Genomic DNA, 20,795 nt, shown 5'->3' with positions numbered 1-20,795 from the left:
TATTCCTACATTTAAAGTTTCAACCAATAATCTTACTATTTCGTACATCAGTCAGATACCTGAGTATCTGATTATATATTTTTATAAAAATGGCTAAACCAATCAGATGGGGTATTATAGGGCTGGGTAAAATTGCAGAAAAATTTGCGACTGACTTAGTGAATGTGCCTCATACTCAATTACATGCAGTTGCATCTACTTCAATAGAGCGTGCGCAAGACTTTGCCCGGAAATTCAATGTGTCTAATTACTATGATTCGTATGAAGCCATTTTTAAAACCCCTGATTTAGACGTTGTTTATATTGCAACACCCCATACATCGCATGCCGAAAACGCGATTCTATGCCTGAAAAACAAAATACCTGTACTTTGTGAGAAGCCATTTGCCATGAACATAAAAGAAGTACAGAAAATGATTGATACCGCTCGGGAAAATGATACATTTCTGATGGAAGCCATGTGGACAAGGTTTATTCCGGTAATTCAGAAAACACAAGAACTGATTGCAGAAGACAGAATAGGCAAAATAAAGACAATCCACGCCGATTTTGGCTTTGTAGCACCTTTTACACCCGAAAGAAGAACACTTAACCCAGCTTTGGGAGGAGGAGCCTTATTAGATATTGGTATTTATCCGGCCTATCTGAGCCTTTTATTATTAGATTATCCGACCGACATTCATGCGGTTAGCACATTTGGTCAGACAGGTGTTGATGAAACCACCAGTTTTGTATTCAAATACCCGCAGGCAACTGCTTTAATGAATGCGACGTTTGCCTCCCGTACACGCACAGAAGCCCTGATTTATGGCGAAAAAGGTTACATACATCTACCTGAACGCTTTCATGAAAGCAGAACTCTCACACTATATGAAACAGATAAAGAACCCATAACTTTTACATTTGAGCGAGAAAGCAGAGGGTATAATTTTGAAATTGAAGAAGTAAATAACTGCCTGAGAAACAATAAAAAAGAAAGTGTAAAAATGCCTCTTTCAATGAGTGTTAAATTAATGAGTCTGTTAGACGAAATCCGCCAGAAAGCAGGTATTCACTATGAAGGTATTGATGGCTAATCGCTTTAAACTGTAAGCCAGCCGACAAAATAATTTTTCTGCATATCTCATCTTTGTCAAAAAAAACAAAATGATTATGACAAGGAGATTTTTTATTTCGTGGGCAATGATTCTTATATCTTTGCAGTTGTTTGCCCAAAAAGCCGAAGTATTTAGTAATGCAGAGGGTGCCATCAGGGGCTATGATGCAGTAGCCTATTTTACAGAGAGCAAACCTGTGAAAGGTAAAACAGATTTTTCGTATCAATGGAATAACGCAACCTGGTATTTTTCTTCTGCTGAGAACCTTAATAAGTTTAAGGCCACCCCTGAAAAATATGCACCACAATTTGGTGGTTATTGTGCGTATGGGTTATCTGAAGGGCACAAATCCCCAACACAGCCTGATGCCTGGACAATTGTAGACAACAAGCTTTATCTGAATTATAATGTAAAAGTGAAAGAAAAATGGAGCGAAAATAAAGAAGAACGAATAAAAAAGGCAAATGAAAACTGGGTAGACCTGAAAGACAAAGAATAATAAATAAGCCCGGCTCAATAATTGAGCCGGGCTTATTTATTATAAAAAACCAATTAATATTGCTCTGTTACACCAAAGAAAAACGAACCTTCAATAGCTGCATTTTCATCAGAGTCTGACCCATGAATCGCATTCTCTCCTACTGATTTAGCATATATCTTGCGTATAGTACCATCGGCTGCATTAGCCGGATTTGTTGCACCAATCAATGTACGGAAATCAGTTACAGCGTTTTCTTTTTCTAAAATCATTGGAACGATTGGTCCTGAAGACATCATCTCACACAATTCACCATAAAAACCCCTTTCTTTATGTACTTCATAAAACTTACCTGCCAATGCTGGCGTAAGTTGTGTTTTTTTCATTGCCACGATTCTAAAGCCAGCCGCTTCAATCATAGCTATAATTCCACCAATATGATTATCCGCCACTGCATGAGGTTTAATCATTGTGAAAGTTCTGTTACTTGCCATATCTTTAGTTTTTTTGAAATTTTGGCAAAAATACTCAATTTAGCTTAATCGTATATGCTTTATTAAGAATATGTAAAAAATAAGACCTCATATCAACAAAAAACCATTTGCCGATTATTTGACAAATGGTTTTGAAATATCAATTAAGAATTCTTGATTCAGCCTCTATCAACCATACCCTCCACGGAATTTGTATGTGCTGGCTACTTTATCGATTGCTACAATATACGCTGCCAGACGCATTGAAACTTTGTGTTTTTGCGATGTTTCGAACACCTTGTCAAAAGCATCTTTCATCATACGGTCGCATCGGCGGTTAATTCTGTCTAATGCCCATTTATATCCAATCCGGTTTTGTACCCATTCAAAATAAGAAACCGTTACCCCTCCTGCGTTAGCCAGAATATCGGGTACTACCATGATTCCTTTTTCATTGATAATATCATCCGCACTGGCAGAGGTCGGGCCATTCGCTCCTTCCACAATCAGTTTTGCCTGTATATGAGCTGCATTTTCATGTGTAATCACATCTTCTTTAGCAGCCGGAACCAACACATCAACATTCAAAGCTAATAAATCCTCATTACTTATCAGTTCAGCCTCTCTGAAACCCTCTAAAGTGCCTTTATTGGCATTTCTATAAGCTATGGCTTTTTCAATATCAATACCTTTTGAGTTATAGTAGGCCCCTGATATATCACTGATGCCGCAAATACTGACACCCTTCTCCTGTAATAGCTGTGCTGCATGAGACCCCACGTTTCCAAAGCCCTGTACAGCCGCCGTTGTTCTGTAAGGATTCAACCGCAATTTTTCCATACCCGAAAGGGCTGAAACCATTACGCCACGTCCTGTAGCCTCCGTACGCCCTAAAGAACCACCTAATACCAAAGGTTTTCCGGTTACAACTGCATTTACAGTCATCCCTTTTGCCTTTGAGTATTCGTCCATCAGCCATGCCATTTCCCTTGGGCCCGTACCCATATCCGGTGCCGGAATATCCTTATCAGGGCCAAATATATCCAACATAGCAAGCGTGTATGCACGCATCAAACGTTCCATTTCACCGGCTGACATTTCACGGGGATTACAGGCAATTCCGCCCTTTGCTCCGCCGTAAGGTATATCCACTACCGCACACTTCCAGGTCATCCATGCGGCCAAAGCACGTACTTCATCAATATTTACCGCAGGGTCGAAACGAATCCCTCCTTTGCTCGGCCCTAAAATAGTTGAGTGAATCACTCTATAGCCTTCAAAGACCTTCACTTGCCCGTTATCCATTGTGACGGGTAGCCCAACTGTTACCTGACGTGCCGGAACTTTCAGGATATAGTACATTTCTTCGCTGATGCCTAAAATCTTTACTGCAGCATCAAATCTCGACATCATTGACTCCAAAGGGTTTTCTGTATCCTTAATCGGAGCCGGTTCTATGTAATTCATAACAGAATTTTCTATTGTTGATGATTATTTTTAGGGTGCAAACTTAGAAAAAAGAAAGTATTTCTTAAAATTGTGAAATTTCATAAAAACTTAACATTATCTTCATTTTTTGTGATATACTTATTTCCTGAACTGGAATTTTTACTCTTCACCAAATAATTTACTGTTTTTAAATAGTTGCCTTTAAATAAATTTTTTTGCAAGATTCCCAATATTTTAATCAAGCGGTTGTTTAAGCGGGCTAAAAACCTTATATTTGCGGTGTTTTTTGAAACATGTACCCAATTTTAACAATTTACTGCATTACGATTATGGCCGTAGTTGAAGAAAAAACCCGCTATTCAGAAGAAGAATTAAGGGAATTTGAGGTAATTATTACCAACAAATTGGAAGCCACCAGAAATGAGCTGAACTTTATTAAGGAAACGCTAAGTCGTAAAAATGACAATGGTACTGATTACACATCGAGCAGCACGAAATTATTGGAAGACGGTGCTGATGTAAGTGAAAAAGAACAATTGAGTCAATCGGCGGGACGCTTACAGAAGTTTGCTCAACAATTGGAAGCTGCATTAATCCGGATTAAAAATGGCACTTACGGTGTTTGCAAAGATACAGGTAAGCTGATTCCCAAAGAACGTTTAAGAGCCGTGCCTCATACCCAGCAGACCATTGAAGCCAAATTAAGAGCATCAAATTGATTTTTCGATTATAGTATTACATAGTTTCCTTAAAATATTAATCAAAGAGTGTAAATAGCTCTCTTTGAATCAGATTTTTAAGGTTTGTAGATTCTTTGTCTATACAAAAAGCCTCTGTGTCAGAGGCTTTTTGTATTTTTAGGCAGAAAAGTCTTTTATTGCTAAACAAACTACCCATTGCTCCCATGAAAAAAATACTACTCTTATTCTTCATCTTTGCAAACTCTTATGTTTTCGGACAAGTAACTGATAGCTATTACTTACCCCAGAATGTAACTTATGATTCCAGAATCCCAACCCCTAAACAATTCTTAGGCTATCAGGTAGGCGAGCAACATGTAACCCCCTACGAACAATATGCCTACATGAGAGAATTAGCCCGTTTGTCAGACAGATTCAAAGTAGAGGTTTATGGAAAAACCTTTGAAAATAGAGAGCTTTTATTGCTGACTGTAACATCTCCAAAAAATCATGCACAAATTGAGCAGATAAAAGCAGATCATCAGAAATTAGTGAATCCTTCACAATCTGGCAGTTTAGATATAAAGAAAATGCCGATTGTAGTATGGATGGGCTATTCGGTGCATGGCAATGAGGCCAGTGGTACAAATTCTAACCTGATGTCGGCCTATTATCTGGCGGCGGCACAAGGAGCAAGCGTAGATTCTTTATTGAATGAGGCGATTATCCTGATTGATCCCTGTATTAATGCAGATGGGGGCAATCGTTTTGCAACCTGGGTAAACATAAACCGTAGTACAAATTTAGTAAGCGATATAAACAGCCGTGAATTCGGCGAAACCTGGCCAGGTGGACGTACCAACCATTACTGGTTTGACCTGAACCGTGACTGGCTCTACCAACAAATGCCAGAAAGCAAAGGCCGGCTGGTTAAGTTTTATGAGTGGAGACCCAATATTTTAACCGACCACCACGAAATGGGTAGCGCCTCTACTTTTTTCTTCCAACCCGGTATTCCTGCCCGTACACACCCCCTTACCCCAAAGCGTAATATTGAATTAACTGCTAAAATAGGTAAATTCCATGCAGCGGGTTTAGACAAAATTAATTCGGCTTATTATACACAGGAAAACTACGATGATTTTTATTATGGTAAAGGTTCTACTCTACCAGATGTCAACGGTTCAATTGGTATTCTATTTGAACAAGCCTCATCTCGTGGGCATTTACAGGAAACAGCAAATGGCTTATTGAGCTTCCCCTTCACTATCCGTAATCAAGTGTCGGCTACGATGTCTACGCTGAAAGCCGCCAGAGCCATGCGTGTAGAGTTACTGGAGCATATGCGTAGTTTTTACAAAGAGAGTTCTACTGATGCTGTAAAAGCCTACGTTTTTGGTGGAGGCAAAGATGCCATTAAAACATGGGAAATGGTGAATATGCTGAAAAGAAACCAGATTGATGTGTATAAATTAGGCAAAGATGAAACGATTGAAGGCCAATCATTCGATAAAAATACTTCTTATGCCGTGCCTATGAATCAGCCGCAACACCGCCTTATAAAATCTATGTTTGAGAAACGTACCAAGTTTGAAGATAGCCTTTTCTATGATATTTCGGCGTGGTCTTTACAATATTGTATGAATACCCCAACAGCAGAAGCCAAAGGTGCTGTTTCATTGGGCGAGAAAGTAAGTGTGAATGAATTTCCGAAAGGAAAAGTGATTGGGAATAGCACATATGCCTATTTCTTTGAGTGGAATAGCTACTATGCTCCCCGGGCAGCCTATGAATTACTTAAGAAAGGTTATACTTTAAAAGTTGCCGTTGAGCCTCTTACAGCCCTTATCGGTGGTAAAGAACAGAAGTTTGATTATGGCACCATACAGATAGTTTGCAATGGTAATGACCCAATCGAACTGTTAAAAACCCTTGCAGAGAGAGATGGTGTTGATTTTTATGCTACCCCAACAGGTTTAACACCCAATGGCATTGATTTAGGTAGTGAGAAGTTCCGTCGGTTAAAACAACCTAAAGTATTAATGTTAGCCGGGCCTGGTGTAAATGCCAACGATGCCGGAGAAATATGGCACTTGCTCGACCAGAGAATCAATATTCCGCTTACGGCCGCTGATATTGAAACCGCCAATCGCGTTAATTTAGATAAATATACCCATATTGTATTGGCAGGGGGTAATTATAATAACCTGTCAGACGAAAAAATCAAACGCTTTGTGCAGGGGGGGGGTGTTTTAGTTGCCATGACAGAAGGCGCAGAATGGACTGCTAATAAGAAAATAGTCTCTGTAACTATAAAAGCTAAACCCACCAATGACAGTAATGAAAAAAGGCCTTATTCGCTACAAGAGAAATATAACGGTGCTATGGAAACAGCAGGTACTATTTTTGAAGCAAAAATAGACCCGACTCATCCGATTTGCTTTGGTTATACACAAGATAAACTGGCTTTGTTCAAGGATAACAATATCTTCTTTGAAGATACGAAAAATCCATATAATACCCCGCTGATTTTCACAAATAATCCACTGATAGCCGGATATGTTCATCCTAAAAATGAAGCCTTAATCAAAAATTCTCCTGCGGTTATTACCCAGAATCTGGGTACAGGGAGAATAATATTAATGTCTGAAAATCCTAATTTCAGGGCATTCTGGTATGGTACAAATAAGCTCTTCCTGAATAGTCTTTTCTTTGGCCATATCATTGGCGGCGGAAGATTTGGTGGAGAAGAGTAATTGAAATTAAAAACACTTCATAAAACCTTTCAAGGTCTTCTTGAAAGGTTTTTTTATTTTATTACATAATGTTTTCAGAAAAAGATGTGATTTTGAAGCATACTCTTTTCCCATCTATTATATTTATCAGAATATTATTGGCTGTATTATTATCAAATTAATTTAACACTAATCTATATAATGCAATGCTAAAGAAAATTCTTTTAGGGCTTGGGGTCATTCTGATACTGATTCAGTTTATTCGACCTGAAAAAAATGAGTCTAACGACAAAACGCATGATATTTCTACTAAGTATATGATTCCTACTGAGGTGAATCATTTATTGGAAGTAGCTTGTAACGACTGCCATAGCAATAAGACTTTATACCCTTGGTATTCACAGATACAACCCATTGCCTGGTGGATGAATCATCATGTTGAAGATGGCAAACGTCATCTTAATTTTTCAACATTTACATCTCTCCCAGTTGCTGTTCAAAACCACAAGTTTGAAGAAACCATAGAAATGATTGATGAAAAAGAAATGCCTTTAGAATCCTATACATTTTTAGGATTACACAAAGAAGCCAATCTGAGTGATGCTGACAGAAAAGCTATCATTGACTGGGCTAAAGCGCAAATGGACACACTGAAAGCTAATTATCCGGCAGACAGTCTCAAACTTAAAAGGAGAACGCCACCACCTGCAAATTAATGCTGGGTTTAAAGTATTTTTTAAAACAGCTCAAGCGGCTGTTTATTTATTAACTGCCGCTTCACTAAGTGTTATACTACCCTTTTCCGCATCAATAGTTGCTTCCAGACCAACCGGAATGGTAAATTTATCTTTAATATGTCCTATCATCGCACCCGAAAAGGCTGGGATTTTTAGCGGTTTGATATGATCTTCAAAAATATCTTCCATGGTCAATGAGCCATAGCCACCTTTTGAAGGTGGGCAATCAGTACATTTACCAAATACAAAACCTGAAAGTTGATTCAGTATCCCTGCAATTTTCAATTGCGTAATCATCCGGTCAACACGGTATAGGTCTTCACCGACATCCTCCAAAAATAAAATACTATCTTTAAAGTCAGGCACATAAGGTGAGCCTAAGATATGACTTAGTACAGTCAGGTTACCGCCAATTAACGCACCCGTAGCTTTGCCTTTATTGATTGTATAAATTCTATCTTCAACCTGTACTAAATTATCTCCTTTCTTCACCGGATTGGCCATTTGCATGGCTTTACCCTCTATCAGCATATTCCTGAAGTTTTCGACAGAGAAATTATTCCATGATGATGAGCCTACTGGCCCATGAAAGGTAACGAGACCGGTTTTGGCATTAATTCCTAATAAAAGGGCGGTTATATCACTATAACCAATAAAAACTTTCGGGTTCCGCTGAATGGTTCTGTAATCAAGAAGCGGCAATATTCTGGCGCAGCCCCATCCACCATGCATAGCCATAATCCCACTCACGCTCTTATCCGCAAACATTTTGTTAATATCTGCCGCACGGTCTTCGTCAGAACCTGCCAGATACCCATAGCGGTCAAATATATGCTCTCCTTTTTTTACTTTAAACCCAAGTACTTCTAAGCTCTCAATGGCTATCTGTACATCTTCTTTAACAAAGGCCGAATAGGCAGGACAAACCAGTCCAATAGTATCGCCCGCTTTTAACGCAGGTGGTTTTATGGTTTTAGCTTTCGTGTCAGAAAAGGAGAAATTCATATTAGCCAGACCCAAACCTGCTAATAAAGTAGTATTCAAAAAATGTCGACGGTCAGACATAGGCTTCAATGAAGTGGGTTTGATTAAACGTTTATCTATGCAAAGTAAATAAAAAAGGCGTTGATGATTGATTCAAAAACGCCCTTTTCAAGATTTTGCCGTACTATCTTTATACAAAAACAGTTTCTTTCATTAATACTACTAAGTCTTTATCATTTACTTCTTTAATTCTGTCTGCTAATTCAAGGAAACGATTATAAATATAATCCAATTCAGGTTTCTCTAATTTATAGCCTAACATTTCAAGGCGGTGCTTTAAAGCATGGCGGCCACTTCTGGCTGTTAATACTATCAATGACTTATCGACCCCTACTTCCTGCGGATTAATAATTTCATAGTTTTCGGTATGTTTTAAGAATCCATCCTGATGAATACCAGAAGAGTGAGCAAAAGCATTCCGGCCTACTATCGCTTTATTGGCTTGTACAGGCATTCTCATGGTTTGAGAAACCAGATTACTCAAAGGAGACAAAAGCGTACTTTCAATATTGGTATGATACCCCAGTTTATGTACTTTCAGAATCATGGCCACTTCTTCTAAAGAGGTGTTCCCGGCGCGCTCACCAATTCCGTTAATGGTAACTTCTACCTGTCTTGCACCAGCCTGAATACCAGCAATAGTATTGGCAGTAGCCAATCCTAAATCATTATGATTGTGCATCGATATAATAGCTTTATCAATATTCGGTACATTATTCATAATGTATGAAATACGCTCAAACATCTCATTAGGCAATACATACCCGGTTGTATCAGGTAGGTTTACTACTGTTGCACCTGCTTTAATAACCTCATCAGTCAGCTTTGCCAGAAATTCTAAATTCGCACGACCTGAGTCTTCTGCATAAAATTCAACATCTTCTACAAACTTTTTGGCATGTTTTACAGCAGAAACAGCCTGTTCAATAATCTGTTCTCGGGTACTATTAAATTTATGTTTGATGTGGATATCTGACGCACCAATCCCGGTATGAATACGTGGACGTTTGGCAAATTTCAGCGCTTCTGCAGCGGCTTCAATATCGCCTTTTACAGCTCTTGACAGGGCACAAACGGTTGGCTCTGTTACGGCTTTTGATACTTCCACAACTGATTTGAAATCACCCGGGCTTGAAATAGGGAATCCTGCTTCAATAATATCGACACCCAGTTTTTCGAGTTGTTTGGCAATCATTACCTTTTCATCGGTTGTTAACTGGCAACCGGGAACTTGTTCTCCATCTCGCAAGGTGGTGTCGAAAACATAAATCTTTTGGCTCATTGCTCAATGAGGTGTTTAGTTATTTTTACTACTTCTTTTACTCGCAAAAAAGCCCTTTCTCACCAAGTGTAAGAAAGGGCTTTTGATTTATACAAAGTCTCCGTTTCTCACACTGTAAAGCTGAGCAGAAGGAGAAGTGAAATTGCGAATGCGGTTTGTTTCAATTGTTTTTGAATTTTCCAAGGACACAAATTTAGTAGAATATTTTTTTCTGGCAAAGAATCTCTACATTTTTTTGCAAACGCAGATTCTTACTAAAATCCTATTGCTGTTATGAAAATGCTCAGTCGTTTTTTTTCATTTATTAATACGAATCATGATGCACTAAAGACTATTTTTATGATTTAATAACCACTATAGCCTTTCTTTATTATAATTAAATAAAGCCATAACTTGCTGACTATTAGCCACTTATCTATTGTGTTTTTTATTTTTTCAAAAGCCTGATTATAGATTTCAAAATACTTTATTCGGTAATTCTCATAAATAGTTATTATTTTTGCGAGATTCTCAAGGCGAAGAAATATTTTATTTTAAATATGCACAGAAAAACCAAAATTGTAGCTACCGTAGGACCTGCTTCTGAAAGTGAAGAAATGTTATTAGCATTAGCTAAGACTGGTGTAAATGTTTTCCGTTTAAATTTTTCACATGGAACCCACGAAGACCATCAGATACGTATTGACCGCATTCGCAAAATCAATGCCGAACATGGTTTTAAATGTGCCATCTTACAGGATTTACAAGGACCGAAAATCAGAATTGGTTTAATGGAGAAAGGAAATGATGGAGTTGAAATTTTTGCAGGCGATAAATTAGTTTTTACAAACGAAGATATAGTAGGAAATGCACACCGTGTAAGCACACCTTATAAGGGTATGTATAGAGATGTGCAATTGGGAGAAAGAATTTTAATGGACGACGGTAAGCTGGAAGTAAAAGTAGTAGGTGTTGAAGGCATGGATGTAATTACTGAAGTAGTTTACGGAGGCCTGTTGAAACAAAAGAAAGGAGTAAACTTACCTAATACAAATATCTCTCAGCCATCGGTTACAGAAAAAGACTGGGAAGATTTAAAGTTTGGTTTGAAAAATGACGTAGACTGGATAGCGTTGTCATTTGTAAGAACTGCCGAAGAAATAAAAGAAATTCAGCAATATATTAAGGAACAGGGCAGAGAGGCAAAGGTAGTAGCTAAAATCGAAAAACCCGAAGCAGTCACTAATATGGATTCGATTATTGAAGCAACTGATGGAATTATGGTGGCACGTGGTGACCTCGGGGTTGAGGTTCCATCAGAAGACGTACCCATGATTCAGAAACATCTGGTAGAAAAATCGAATCTGGCAGCTAAACCTGTGATTGTAGCTACCCAAATGCTTGAAAGCATGATTGACAGCCCTCGCCCGACACGAGCAGAGGTGGGTGATGTAGCCAATGCCGTTTTAGATGGTGCCGATGCAGTAATGTTAAGTGCTGAAAGTGCTTCGGGTAAATATCCGCTATTAGCCGTGCAGACTATGGTTAATACAATTCTGAAAGTAGAAGCAGAGGCTGATGAGAAAAAATTGTATTATCGCCACCATACACGTGTAACTGAGCCCGATTATATTTCTGACGAAAAAGAAAATGATAACGTTGTAATGACCGGATGCAGATTGGCCCGTGATTTACATGTGAAAGCCATTATTGGTATTACTTCTTCAGGTTATACTGCAGTTCGTCTCTCACATCACAGACCTAAAGCCAATACCTTTATTTTTACAGGCAACGAAAAACTCTTAACACAACTGAGTCTTTATTCCTGTATCAATGCTTTTAGATACAATCATCTGAAAGACCGAACTGTAGAACAAGTAGTAGGTAATATTCGTGATTTTTTAGTCGAGAAAGGTGAGTTAGAAACAGGAGACTTATTTATAAATACCTTAAGTATGCCTTTGCAGGAGAACAACCGTACAAATACAATAAAGTTAAGCAAAGTAGAGTAATACTAATCTGAATCATAAATAAGAGGCTCATCTGTAAAGATGGGCTTTTTTATTACTCAAAGTTCAGAAACTCAAGGTCAATTGTCTGCCAAGCATCTCATCTTCAAATTCAAGATTAGATAAATAGATACCCAACAAACGCACACCTTTAGGCATGGGTAGCAAAGCATGAAGCATTTCATAAGAGATTTTTGCGAGTAGTTTCTCTTCAAGAATAGGCAATTGAGAAGTTCGGCTACGGGTAATGCTTTCAAAATCTGCAAATTTTATCTTTAATGTAATGGTTTTCCCATAGGCTTTTATCCTCGCCATTCGCCGCCAGATTTGTTCAAGAATATCGTCTATCTCCCTGTAGAGGTCGTCAGGTTCGGTAAAATCTCTGTCAAAAGTATTCTCTACCCCTATCGATTTCCTGATTCTATCCGGGCTTACCTGTCGGTTATCCAACCCTTGGGCTATTTCAAAATAATATCTTCCTACTTTACCAAACTGATTCGTCAGAAAATCTACACTTTTGGTTTTGAGGTCTTTACCTGTAAAAATGCCCATTTTGTGCATTTTCTCCGCCGTTACTCTGCCAATGCCATGAAATTTTTCGATTTCCAGCTCTTCCACAAATTTTTCAGCTTGTGCTGGTTTTATCACAAACAAACCATCAGGTTTCTTATAATCTGAGGCTATTTTGGCTAAAAACTTATTGACTGAAACGCCTGCCGATGCCGTTAAGCCTGTCTTTTCTTTGATACGCTCTTTTATTTCCTGCGCAATCTGGGTAGCGGTTTCAATGCCTTTCAGGTTTTCGGTTACATCTAAATAAGCCTCGTCTAAAGAAAGTGGCTCGACTAAAGGGGTATATTCCAGAAATATTTCTCTGATTTCGTTGGATACCTGTTTATATACTTCAAACCGTGGTCTCACAAAAATCAATTGCGGGCATTTCTGCTTGGCAATACGGGAAGACATGGCAGAACGAACACCAAATTTCCGGGCTTCATAACTGGCAGCAGCCACTACACCACGTTCACTGCTTCCCCCTACCGCAATAGGCTTCCCTCGCAAATCGGCAAAATCTCTTTGCTCTACCGAGGCGTAGAAAGCATCCATATCAATATGTATGATTTTGCGGAGCAATTGAGGAGATTGTGGGTCTAAGAATCAAAGTAAAATAATTTAAAGATATAATACATTGTATAACTAAATGATATTTATAAGTTTACAATTGACTGTGATTCAAATAATTCTTATTTATTTCTTTAACATGAAGTTTATCCTTTTTTGTCTATTTCTTCAATTATTTTTTGTGTCTTTTACATTTGCTCAAGACGTTATCGAATGGTCTCCTGATTACAAAGTATCCATTTCTGATTTTCAATCTAAATCAACACAAATTGGCCATGTAAATCAGTATAGCATTTTACTTGCCGCCCATATGGACTTTTCTTTTCATATGAGTACATATGAATTTATGTTGACTAAAAATTTTAATTCAAAGGTTGCTACTACATTTACAAGAAGTGCCTCTGTACTTATTGCTCCAGACAGTAATTTCGCTCAAAAGCTTGTAAAATATGCTCAATTGAGTTTTGATTTAACTGAACTATATGCAAGAAAATTCAGAAAAAATTTATACGAAAGCAAAGGTTTTTTATCAGAGGTAAACTTTTTTCAGGAAGCATATAAACCAATAGAAATAGAGTATAATGCAAGAATTGCTGAGATAGGGAAATTAACAGGCTTAGGGCAATCAGAAGTACGTATAGAAGAAGCACACCAACAAGTCTTAAAAGAGATAGAAGAATTGCCTGATTTCTGTAAAACTTGTAAACCTAAAAAGAAGAAAAAGTAGGATAAAATGGACAATATACTTTTCCAATCTAACGATTTTTTCGAGGTAATGGGTTTTTCTTTATCCCATAAAGTATTATTAATAAGGAGTACTACAGTAGTAGAAGAAAATGGAGAATATGTTTCACATGAGAATATTGACTTACTTTTTGGTGGTACTCATTTTATACAAATGCCAACCTGGTTTAAGGGAGAAATATTGATAAAAAAAGTGGACAAGGATAAAATTATTAATGCACAAATAGTATTAAAAGCTGGACAGTACTTCGAAATTATCAATAATCATAACACCTATTATATACAAGCAGGCTTATTTGAGATTTTAAAAAATAAACTTAATACTGCCTTTAGCAGTATATATGCGAAAAAATACAGACCGCCTAGTGAATTTGTTATGAAAGAAAATATTGAGCAATATCCTTATTTATTAGATGGTCTTAAAAGCTATATAGAGACCTTTAAACAATCGTCTACTTGGAAAACATGGGATATAGATCAAAAAAATACGCAATTCTGGCTTTTATCCCACCCGGTTTTCGTATCAATGAAGAATCCATAATGGAAATTATTGCTTGATTTAGTTTTAAACGTTTTTAAGATATGCCCATTCCTAAGAAAATACCTATAGCCAGAGAAGAAGATTATCATACTCATTACATTGGAAGATATGACAATGGTAACCAATTTTTTGGATACGAAACTTTTGTATTCAATGCACCTTACCCTCCTAATGAAGATTGGCAAAAGTATAGAAAAGAGTATGTAGTTTTATACATTTTTGACCCTAAAGGCAATTTCATTGATTTTAAATACTGGTATGCCGGCACAACATCTGAAAATAAAGATACAAATGCTGCTTTAGAGTTGATGATTGAAAGCGTAGGACAATATGAGTTTTGTGATATTATTGTTAAACCCTTCGAAGTAGAAATTGATGGTGAAATCTTTGGTTTAATACCAAATGAAGAAGATGAGTCTATTGAATTAATGCCCAGCAGTACTATTGCTTTTTTTTCTCCATGGGATGGTTCTTATGATACATAGTTAATAAAATCGCACTTAAATAAATTTATTGCCATTCTCTCTACCCCATTTCTCAACCTCATTTTGATTTTATCCTTAGTTTTCAGACCTTTGCGTTTTATTGTACTAATAATTGAACCATACTTCAAGGCATTTACCTGTTAGAGACCTTGTCCCATTTTATATCCGAAGAAAAAATAATGAAACTAAGCGTTGTTATTCCTGCTTATAACGAACAAGAAAGTATCCCTGAAACACTTCGCTCTTTATATGCTACGCTGAAAAAATACGATATTCCACACGAAATCTGGGTTACGAATGATAATTCAAAAGACCAGACGCTGAATGTATTGTACGAACTTTCAAGAGAGATTCCAACCTTAGTTTTTGAAACCAATAAAGGGCCAAATGGCTTTGGATACGCCGTTCGCTACGGCTTAGAACGTTTTTCGGGTGATTGCGTAGCAGTTTTCATGGCTGATATGTCAGACGACCCCGAAGACTTAGTGAAATACTATCAAACCATGCTGCGTGAGAATGTAGATGCCGTGTATGGTAGCCGTTGGATAAAAGGAGGCAAAGTGATTGATTACCCACCCTTAAAGAAATTCATTAACCGCATTGCCAATTTCATTATTAAAAACATGATGGGTATCAAGTATAACGATACTACTAATGCTTTTAAATTATATAAAAGAGAAACGATTGAGGGCATCAAGCCTTTTTTGTCTCCTCACTTCAATTTAACAGTTGAGCTTCCGCTAAAAGCGATTGTGAGAGGCTATACTTATGCTGTAGTACCCAACAGCTGGACAAACCGTAAATACGGAGAATCTAAATTAAAGATTAAAGAAATGGGTAGCAGGTACTTTTTTATCCTGATGTACTGCTGGATTGAGAAGCATTTCTCTCGTGGAGATTATATGAAGAAATAACAAAAAGGGCTTTCAGCGAAATCTGAAAGCCCTTTTTGATTTTATTGGTTTTTATCTGACCCCTGTATTTTAGAAGCTCCTTTTTGAGGAATACCGGGTTGAGTAATTTCAAAGTTTTCTTTAGCTTTGGCATCTGCTACAATTTTGCGTACATCGGCCAGTAGTTTTTTGGCATCATATACCACCCCATCTTTCACGGTATATTTTACGCCCCCTACTCTCACAACCTCATTTTTATCATTAACTCTTATAGCCCCAGTCCCATACAAGGTTTTCAGGTTAGCTAATGGGTTCTCTTCTGTAATGACAAAATCCGCAAATTTACCTACTTCTACCGAACCAATCTGATCGGCCATACCCAAAGCCTCTGCGCCTTTCAAAGTAGCCGCTCTGATTACCTCTAATGGATGAAACCCTGCTTCACGTAGCAATTCCAACTCTCTGATATACGCAAACCCATATAACTGATAAATAAAGCCTGAATCTGAACCTGTTGTTACACGACCACCTTTGTTTTTATATTCATTTACAAAGCGCATCCAGATGCGGTAATTTTCTTTCCAGGCTACTTCCTGCTCTGTTCCCCAGTTTAGCCAATACGAGCCATGAGAAAGGCGGCTTGGCCCATAAAAACGCCATACCGAAGGCAGAGTATATTCATCATGCCATTCCGCCCTACGTGCCAGCATTAATTCACGATTAGCCTCATATATATTAAAGGTTGGATCAAGGGTAAAATCTAATTTTATTAACTCATCCATTACCTGATACCATTTGGCTGAACCAGGTTCTGCTGCTTGCTTCCAGAGTTTTCCGGCTTCCTCAAAGCGGTTCTGCTCATTGTTGTAATTATAATCGGCCGGATAATTCTGTAAGGTTCTTTCATCAAACAGAGCTTCCGGTAAACCATACCAGTGCTCCATACTTGTTAAGCCCGCCTTGGCTGTAGCTAACACATTCATGCGGCCTACTTCTAATTGGGCATGATGACAAGCGGAACGCAAACCTATTTTTTTGTTTTCCTCCAACGCCGCTCTGAATACGTCAGGTGATGCTCCAAAAAACTTGATGCCGTCTGCTCCCTTCGCCGCATTATCCCTTACCCATTGGCGAGCCTCTTCGGGTGTATTAATAGGTTTATCACTTCCCATACCAAAAGCAGTATAGGCTTTAATGCGGGGGGCTGTTATTTCATTCTTTTCACTTTTCTTTTTCTGGTCAAGCGTCCATTCCAAACCATTCCCTGCCGATGGGTCACGGATAGTGGTAATTCCATGCGCTAACCACAGCTTAAAGACATATTCAGCTGGAGTGCCTTGCGATTTCCCCCCGATATGGCCATGCATATCTACAAAGCCGGGCATCAGATACATACCCGTACAATCTAATTCTTTATCGCCTGCATTCAGTTTCGGCCGACGGCCTTCTTCAATGGGTACTCCCGGATAACCTACCTGACGAATCTGGGCAATCTTGTTTTTTTCTACAACAATATCAACCGGGCCAACAGGCGGTGCACCAGTACTATTAATTAAAGTGACGCCTCTGATAATTAAACGATTGGCATACTCACCCTCGGCTCTTGGAGGAGCCTTTTCAATCTGGGCGACTACGATAGTAGTAACAAAGCTGAGAAGAAGTGTAATTTTTTTATACATTGCCTGTTTAGGTTTTTAACAAAAATAATCAGGTTTCAGGATTATTCTAAGTTAATCTGAAAAATAATACTCTTAAAACTGGTGTATATTCGAAAAATACAATCTTATTTCGGCAATTTCATTCCATTTCCTTAAATTGCACCATTTTTTCACAAGATGAATCTTCGAAAAAGACAAAGGTTCTCTCATTCAAATCTATGGAAATAATAGGCTTTGGCTTGGCTTTTTTGATTGGTATCACCCTTGGGTTGATTGGTGCAGGAGGCTCTATTCTTACAGTAACGGTGCTGGTTTATATCATTGGTATTAGCCCTACTTTAGCTACCACCTACTCGCTTTTTATTGTCGGAATCAGCTCGTTAGTCGGTTCTATTGATTACTTAAGGAAAGGATTAGTAGATATTCGCAAAGGGCTTTACTTTTCCTTTCCTGCTTTTATTATGGTTTTTGTGATGCGAAAGTTTGTGATGCATCGCATACCTGATACAATTTATCAATCGGAGAGTTTTATCTTTACCAAGAACCTGATGGTAATGTTACTTTTTGGTTTATTGATGATTGGCGCATCCTATTCTGTCATTAAAAGTCGCAAAGAAGCCAAAGAGTTAATTAAAACACATGTTAGTTATTGGATTATATTCCTGGAAGGTCTTATCGTAGGAACATTGACTGGATTTGTGGGTGCAGGAGGTGGTTTCATGATTATTCCTGCTTTAGTTATTTTTGCGCAATTGCCTATGAAAGAAGCGGTTGGAACCTCATTGCTGATTATTACTATTAATTCCTTGTTCGGAGCAATCGGTGATTTTTCTGCCGGAGTGGTATTAGACTGGAGTTTTCTTTTAAAATTTATCTTTTGTACAATCAGTGGCGTCTTAGTTGGAGGCTACTTATCAAAAAGAGTAGATGGGGAGAAACTAAAACCGGCTTTTGGTTGGTTTATCCTGGTAATGGGCTGTTGGATTATTATTAAAGAAACGTTTTTAAAATAAATAGAATGAACAAGTTTGAAGCTACCCTACGAATGAAATGCCCTCGGTGTCATGAGGGAGAGGTTTTTGAAACCAAAAATCCATATAACCTGAGCAAAATGACGGCCATGCACAAACATTGCCCAAACTGCGGCTTGAAATATGAAAGAGAAATAGGCTTTTTCTATGGTGCAATGTATGTAAGTTATATGTTCAACATTGCATTGTTTGTGATTGCCACGGTCGCCTACTATTTGTTTTTCGAGGGACGGGTGTATTGGTTGTGGTATATCATAGGGTATGTAGTCCTTACTTTTCTATTGTTTCCATTTCTCTACCGTTTATCACGTTCTATCTGGTTGCAGGCTTTTATTAAATATGAACCTAATAAAACAGGTGCAAAATGATTTTCGCACATTATAACCAAAGATTAATCAAAGCTGATTTACCGATATGGGGTGTAATACGTGCCGAATCGCTCAATACAATGGTTGAGCCATCGGCACCTAAGTCCCATAAGTTGCCTTGTAGAAAAACATTCATGCCTTTGTTGACACCAGCTTCGGTTTTGGCGCGTGTGCCCATGGCATATTTTATCCACGCCTCTCCTAAAGTGATTTTACCTATATCTGCCTTTGCTTCTTTGGGTGTTTCCGCGCCTGAATAGCCACTCCAGGGTTTGTTCCAGTAACCAACTCCATTAGAATAAGACGGTGTTATCACAAAATCAACATCTTTTGTTTTCAGGGTTTTGTAGGCATCCGAAAACCAGGCATCGGCACAAATCAACACACCCATCCGGCCAATAGATGTCTGGAATACAGGTATTGATTTAGCATCAACCGGACAAATAAAGCTTGATTCGTCTGCTGTTGGGAATGCTTTCTTTATCAACTTTGAATTAATCTGCCCATCAAATTCAAAAACAACTGACGTATTATATAATTGCCCTTTTCCGGTTTTTAATACTCCATACTCAACCCCTGGCTCCGGTAATAGAACAGAGCCTCCTACAATGGTTATTTGATATTCTTTGGCTAAAGCAGAGAAGACTTCCTGATAGACCTTTGCAATTGTAGGTGCTTTCATCGCAAAGACACTGTATTTCACCTTATCCTTTACTGAATCCGGGCTACTGATATAGGTTCGTAAGAATTTACCGATATTTCTCACTACTATTTTTTGTAATCCCTCTTCAATTTTTGGGGTATGATAGATACTTTCTTTTTCATCTAAAGCTACCAGCCATGTGCCAAAATATTCAGGAAATACAACAATCGTTTTAGCAGGAATCAACCAGTTCTTCTTTTTGGCTTCATCTAAGTAAAATTTTATTTTTTTACTGAAATTTTCTTCCGACGCATAGTCAATCGGCTCCATAAATGCCTGTATCCCAACTATATTCCCTCTATTGCTTGAATCTCCATAGGCTTCTGCCACATCTATTTTCAGGGTCTGTGGTGCTTTTGAACCAATACCCTTATTAGCCCATAAAACATAAGTAATAATTATTAAAAATATACCTGTTACTATTCTGAGAGTTATTTTTTTAACCATTTTCATTAAGTAGTATTGCTGAGGACTGAAACCGATAGCAATTTCTGAAAAATGTTAGGCTAAATCCTATAGATTTTTCGTAATTTTGCGTAAAATTTCTTTATCATTCAAATTCAAATTAATCCTGCAGCTTCTTCGGGATTCGTAGCTTATGAAATTCGGCGTAGTAGTATTTCCTGGTTCTAATTGTGAAGACGATACCGTTTTTGCATTCCGTCATAACCTCGGACAAGAAATAGTAAAACTTTGGCACAAAGACCATGACCTGCAAGGTTGTGATTTTATCATATTACCAGGTGGGTTCTCTTACGGAGACTACCTCCGTTCGGGTGCTATTGCCCGCTTTTCTCCCATTATGAATGAAGTGATTGCTCATGCTAATAAAGGGGGTTATGTAATGGGCATCTGCAATGGTTTTCAGATTTTAGCTGAAGCCGGATTAGTACCAGGTGCTTTGTTAAGAAATATTGAGCGAAAATATATATGTAGCAATATTTACCTGAAACCCCAAAGTCATTCAGCCATGCTTACAGCAGGACTGGAAGACAGGGCATACAAAATACCAATCGCTCATGGTGATGGCCGTTATTATGCCGATGAAGATACTTTGAAGCAAATTAATGATAATGATCAGGTATTGTTCCGTTATTGCGACCAATATGGCAATATTGTTCCTGAAGCCAATCATAATGGTAGTATTGAAAACATTGCCGGTGTGTGTAATGCCGGAAAAAATGTATTTGGTATGATGCCACACCCTGAACGTGCCTCTGACGAAGCCTTAGGCAATATCGACGGACGATTTATCCTCGAACAAGTTATACAAGTATTAGCGTAAGT

Annotated in this window: 20 protein-coding genes; 13 read left to right on the top strand and 7 right to left on the bottom strand. The window is 38.1% G+C overall.

Annotation, left to right across the window (positions count from 1 at the left end; all coding sequences use genetic code 11):
- Nucleotides 1-89: 89 nt before the first annotated feature.
- Both H1R81_RS14900 and H1R81_RS14895 read left to right on the top strand, forming a co-directional pair.
- Nucleotides 90-1,076: a Gfo/Idh/MocA family protein gene (locus tag H1R81_RS14900; protein ID WP_181841534.1), complete on the top strand. Its 987-nt coding sequence runs from the start codon at nucleotides 90-92 to the stop codon at nucleotides 1,074-1,076.
- A gap of 76 nt (nucleotides 1,077-1,152) precedes the next feature.
- The gene (locus H1R81_RS14895; RefSeq protein WP_229251136.1) at nucleotides 1,153-1,596 is read left to right on the top strand and encodes a YHS domain-containing (seleno)protein; all 444 of its coding nucleotides are present in this window, start codon (nucleotides 1,153-1,155) and stop codon (nucleotides 1,594-1,596) included.
- A gap of 53 nt (nucleotides 1,597-1,649) precedes the next feature.
- Here H1R81_RS14895 and H1R81_RS14890 read toward each other — a convergent pair whose 3' ends face one another.
- Together H1R81_RS14890 and H1R81_RS14885 are read right to left on the bottom strand one after the other, a co-directional pair.
- A complete protein-coding gene (locus H1R81_RS14890; protein ID WP_181841533.1) occupies nucleotides 1,650-2,069 on the bottom strand; it encodes a nucleoside-diphosphate kinase in 420 nt (139 codons plus the stop codon).
- A 168-nt stretch (nucleotides 2,070-2,237) separates the two neighbouring features.
- Nucleotides 2,238-3,515: a Glu/Leu/Phe/Val dehydrogenase gene (locus H1R81_RS14885; protein WP_181841532.1), complete on the bottom strand. Its 1,278-nt coding sequence runs from the start codon at nucleotides 3,513-3,515 to the stop codon at nucleotides 2,238-2,240.
- A gap of 275 nt (nucleotides 3,516-3,790) precedes the next feature.
- Here H1R81_RS14885 and H1R81_RS14880 point away from each other — a divergent pair, with 275 nt between their 5' ends.
- The 3 genes from H1R81_RS14880 to H1R81_RS14870 all read left to right on the top strand — a co-directional run bounded on the left by H1R81_RS14880 (nucleotide 3,791) and on the right by H1R81_RS14870 (nucleotide 7,628).
- Nucleotides 3,791-4,216, top strand: coding sequence for a TraR/DksA family transcriptional regulator (locus tag H1R81_RS14880; protein ID WP_409013557.1), 426 nt, complete (start codon nucleotides 3,791-3,793; stop codon nucleotides 4,214-4,216).
- A gap of 185 nt (nucleotides 4,217-4,401) precedes the next feature.
- Nucleotides 4,402-6,933 (top strand): M14 family zinc carboxypeptidase, encoded by a 2,532-nt coding sequence (locus H1R81_RS14875; RefSeq protein WP_229251135.1) that lies wholly within the window; start codon nucleotides 4,402-4,404, stop codon nucleotides 6,931-6,933.
- 185 nt (nucleotides 6,934-7,118) lie between these two features.
- Complete coding sequence (locus H1R81_RS14870; RefSeq protein WP_181841530.1) at nucleotides 7,119-7,628, top strand: heme-binding domain-containing protein; 510 nt, start codon at nucleotides 7,119-7,121, stop codon at nucleotides 7,626-7,628.
- Between the two features lie 42 nt (nucleotides 7,629-7,670).
- On the opposite strand, the gene H1R81_RS14865 is transcribed toward H1R81_RS14870, so the two are convergent.
- Nucleotides 7,671-8,714: an LD-carboxypeptidase gene (locus H1R81_RS14865; protein WP_181841529.1), complete on the bottom strand. Its 1,044-nt coding sequence runs from the start codon at nucleotides 8,712-8,714 to the stop codon at nucleotides 7,671-7,673.
- A 109-nt stretch (nucleotides 8,715-8,823) separates the two neighbouring features.
- Nucleotides 8,824-9,975, bottom strand: coding sequence for a 2-isopropylmalate synthase (locus tag H1R81_RS14860; protein ID WP_181841528.1), 1,152 nt, complete (start codon nucleotides 9,973-9,975; stop codon nucleotides 8,824-8,826).
- 539 nt (nucleotides 9,976-10,514) lie between these two features.
- On the opposite strand from H1R81_RS14860, the gene pyk reads away from it, so the two are divergent.
- On the top strand, nucleotides 10,515-11,966 hold the full coding sequence (pyk, locus tag H1R81_RS14855; protein ID WP_181841527.1) for a pyruvate kinase: 1,452 nt from the start codon (nucleotides 10,515-10,517) through the stop codon (nucleotides 11,964-11,966).
- Nucleotides 11,967-12,029: 63 nt separating this feature from the next.
- On the opposite strand, the gene dinB is transcribed toward pyk, so the two are convergent.
- Nucleotides 12,030-13,070, bottom strand: a complete 1,041-nt coding sequence (dinB, locus tag H1R81_RS14850; RefSeq protein WP_229251134.1) for a DNA polymerase IV — start codon at nucleotides 13,068-13,070, stop codon at nucleotides 12,030-12,032.
- A 154-nt stretch (nucleotides 13,071-13,224) separates the two neighbouring features.
- On the opposite strand from dinB, the gene H1R81_RS14845 reads away from it, so the two are divergent.
- The 4 genes from H1R81_RS14845 to H1R81_RS14830 all read left to right on the top strand — a co-directional run bounded on the left by H1R81_RS14845 (nucleotide 13,225) and on the right by H1R81_RS14830 (nucleotide 15,769).
- Nucleotides 13,225-13,812 (top strand): hypothetical protein, encoded by a 588-nt coding sequence (locus H1R81_RS14845; RefSeq protein ID WP_181841525.1) that lies wholly within the window; start codon nucleotides 13,225-13,227, stop codon nucleotides 13,810-13,812.
- A gap of 6 nt (nucleotides 13,813-13,818) precedes the next feature.
- Complete coding sequence (locus tag H1R81_RS14840; RefSeq protein WP_181841524.1) at nucleotides 13,819-14,370, top strand: hypothetical protein; 552 nt, start codon at nucleotides 13,819-13,821, stop codon at nucleotides 14,368-14,370.
- A 41-nt stretch (nucleotides 14,371-14,411) separates the two neighbouring features.
- Entirely contained in the window at nucleotides 14,412-14,855 is a 444-nt protein-coding gene (locus tag H1R81_RS14835) for a hypothetical protein (RefSeq protein WP_181841523.1), read from the top strand.
- Between the two features lie 179 nt (nucleotides 14,856-15,034).
- Nucleotides 15,035-15,769 (top strand): glycosyltransferase family 2 protein, encoded by a 735-nt coding sequence (locus tag H1R81_RS14830; RefSeq protein ID WP_181841522.1) that lies wholly within the window; start codon nucleotides 15,035-15,037, stop codon nucleotides 15,767-15,769.
- A 41-nt stretch (nucleotides 15,770-15,810) separates the two neighbouring features.
- Here H1R81_RS14830 and H1R81_RS14825 read toward each other — a convergent pair whose 3' ends face one another.
- Complete coding sequence (locus H1R81_RS14825; RefSeq protein WP_181841521.1) at nucleotides 15,811-17,427, bottom strand: amidohydrolase family protein; 1,617 nt, start codon at nucleotides 17,425-17,427, stop codon at nucleotides 15,811-15,813.
- Nucleotides 17,428-17,624: 197 nt separating this feature from the next.
- On the opposite strand from H1R81_RS14825, the gene H1R81_RS14820 reads away from it, so the two are divergent.
- Together H1R81_RS14820 and H1R81_RS14815 are read left to right on the top strand one after the other, a co-directional pair.
- Nucleotides 17,625-18,419 (top strand): sulfite exporter TauE/SafE family protein, encoded by a 795-nt coding sequence (locus H1R81_RS14820; protein ID WP_181841520.1) that lies wholly within the window; start codon nucleotides 17,625-17,627, stop codon nucleotides 18,417-18,419.
- 5 nt (nucleotides 18,420-18,424) lie between these two features.
- Entirely contained in the window at nucleotides 18,425-18,805 is a 381-nt protein-coding gene (locus H1R81_RS14815) for a DUF983 domain-containing protein (protein ID WP_181841519.1), read from the top strand.
- A gap of 10 nt (nucleotides 18,806-18,815) precedes the next feature.
- On the opposite strand, the gene H1R81_RS14810 is transcribed toward H1R81_RS14815, so the two are convergent.
- Nucleotides 18,816-19,955: a carbon-nitrogen hydrolase family protein gene (locus H1R81_RS14810; protein WP_181841518.1), complete on the bottom strand. Its 1,140-nt coding sequence runs from the start codon at nucleotides 19,953-19,955 to the stop codon at nucleotides 18,816-18,818.
- 151 nt (nucleotides 19,956-20,106) lie between these two features.
- Here H1R81_RS14810 and purQ point away from each other — a divergent pair, with 151 nt between their 5' ends.
- Nucleotides 20,107-20,793 carry a phosphoribosylformylglycinamidine synthase subunit PurQ gene (gene purQ, locus H1R81_RS14805; protein ID WP_181841517.1) on the top strand — a complete coding sequence of 229 codons (687 nt, stop codon included), beginning with the start codon at nucleotides 20,107-20,109 and terminating at the stop codon, nucleotides 20,791-20,793.
- The last annotated feature ends 2 nt before the right edge of the window (nucleotides 20,794-20,795 follow it).

This window comes from Emticicia sp. BO119 (assembly GCF_013912375.1).
In the GTDB taxonomy this organism is placed as follows: Bacteria; Bacteroidota; Bacteroidia; order Cytophagales; family Spirosomataceae; genus Emticicia.
This window is presented reverse-complemented; position numbering and strand designations above follow the sequence as displayed.

Excerpts from the sequence above, each read along its gene's own strand:
- H1R81_RS14900 (WP_181841534.1), top strand. The coding sequence starts at position 90 with ATGGCTAAACCAATCAGATGGGGTATTATAGGGCTGGGTAAAATTGCA.
- H1R81_RS14895 (WP_229251136.1), top strand. The coding sequence starts at position 1,153 with ATGACAAGGAGATTTTTTATTTCGTGGGCAATGATTCTTATATCTTTG.
- H1R81_RS14890 (WP_181841533.1), bottom strand. The coding sequence starts at position 2,069 with ATGGCAAGTAACAGAACTTTCACAATGATTAAACCTCATGCAGTGGCG.
- H1R81_RS14885 (WP_181841532.1), bottom strand. The coding sequence starts at position 3,515 with ATGAATTACATAGAACCGGCTCCGATTAAGGATACAGAAAACCCTTTG.
- H1R81_RS14880 (WP_409013557.1), top strand. The coding sequence starts at position 3,791 with ATGTACCCAATTTTAACAATTTACTGCATTACGATTATGGCCGTAGTT.
- H1R81_RS14875 (WP_229251135.1), top strand. The coding sequence starts at position 4,402 with ATGAAAAAAATACTACTCTTATTCTTCATCTTTGCAAACTCTTATGTT.
- H1R81_RS14870 (WP_181841530.1), top strand. The coding sequence starts at position 7,119 with ATGCTAAAGAAAATTCTTTTAGGGCTTGGGGTCATTCTGATACTGATT.
- H1R81_RS14865 (WP_181841529.1), bottom strand. The coding sequence starts at position 8,714 with ATGTCTGACCGTCGACATTTTTTGAATACTACTTTATTAGCAGGTTTG.
- H1R81_RS14860 (WP_181841528.1), bottom strand. The coding sequence starts at position 9,975 with ATGAGCCAAAAGATTTATGTTTTCGACACCACCTTGCGAGATGGAGAA.
- pyk (WP_181841527.1), top strand. The coding sequence starts at position 10,515 with ATGCACAGAAAAACCAAAATTGTAGCTACCGTAGGACCTGCTTCTGAA.
- dinB (WP_229251134.1), bottom strand. The coding sequence starts at position 13,070 with ATGGATGCTTTCTACGCCTCGGTAGAGCAAAGAGATTTTGCCGATTTG.
- H1R81_RS14845 (WP_181841525.1), top strand. The coding sequence starts at position 13,225 with ATGAAGTTTATCCTTTTTTGTCTATTTCTTCAATTATTTTTTGTGTCT.
- H1R81_RS14840 (WP_181841524.1), top strand. The coding sequence starts at position 13,819 with ATGGACAATATACTTTTCCAATCTAACGATTTTTTCGAGGTAATGGGT.
- H1R81_RS14835 (WP_181841523.1), top strand. The coding sequence starts at position 14,412 with ATGCCCATTCCTAAGAAAATACCTATAGCCAGAGAAGAAGATTATCAT.
- H1R81_RS14830 (WP_181841522.1), top strand. The coding sequence starts at position 15,035 with ATGAAACTAAGCGTTGTTATTCCTGCTTATAACGAACAAGAAAGTATC.
- H1R81_RS14825 (WP_181841521.1), bottom strand. The coding sequence starts at position 17,427 with ATGTATAAAAAAATTACACTTCTTCTCAGCTTTGTTACTACTATCGTA.
- H1R81_RS14820 (WP_181841520.1), top strand. The coding sequence starts at position 17,625 with ATGGAAATAATAGGCTTTGGCTTGGCTTTTTTGATTGGTATCACCCTT.
- H1R81_RS14815 (WP_181841519.1), top strand. The coding sequence starts at position 18,425 with ATGAACAAGTTTGAAGCTACCCTACGAATGAAATGCCCTCGGTGTCAT.
- H1R81_RS14810 (WP_181841518.1), bottom strand. The coding sequence starts at position 19,955 with ATGGTTAAAAAAATAACTCTCAGAATAGTAACAGGTATATTTTTAATA.
- purQ (WP_181841517.1), top strand. The coding sequence starts at position 20,107 with ATGAAATTCGGCGTAGTAGTATTTCCTGGTTCTAATTGTGAAGACGAT.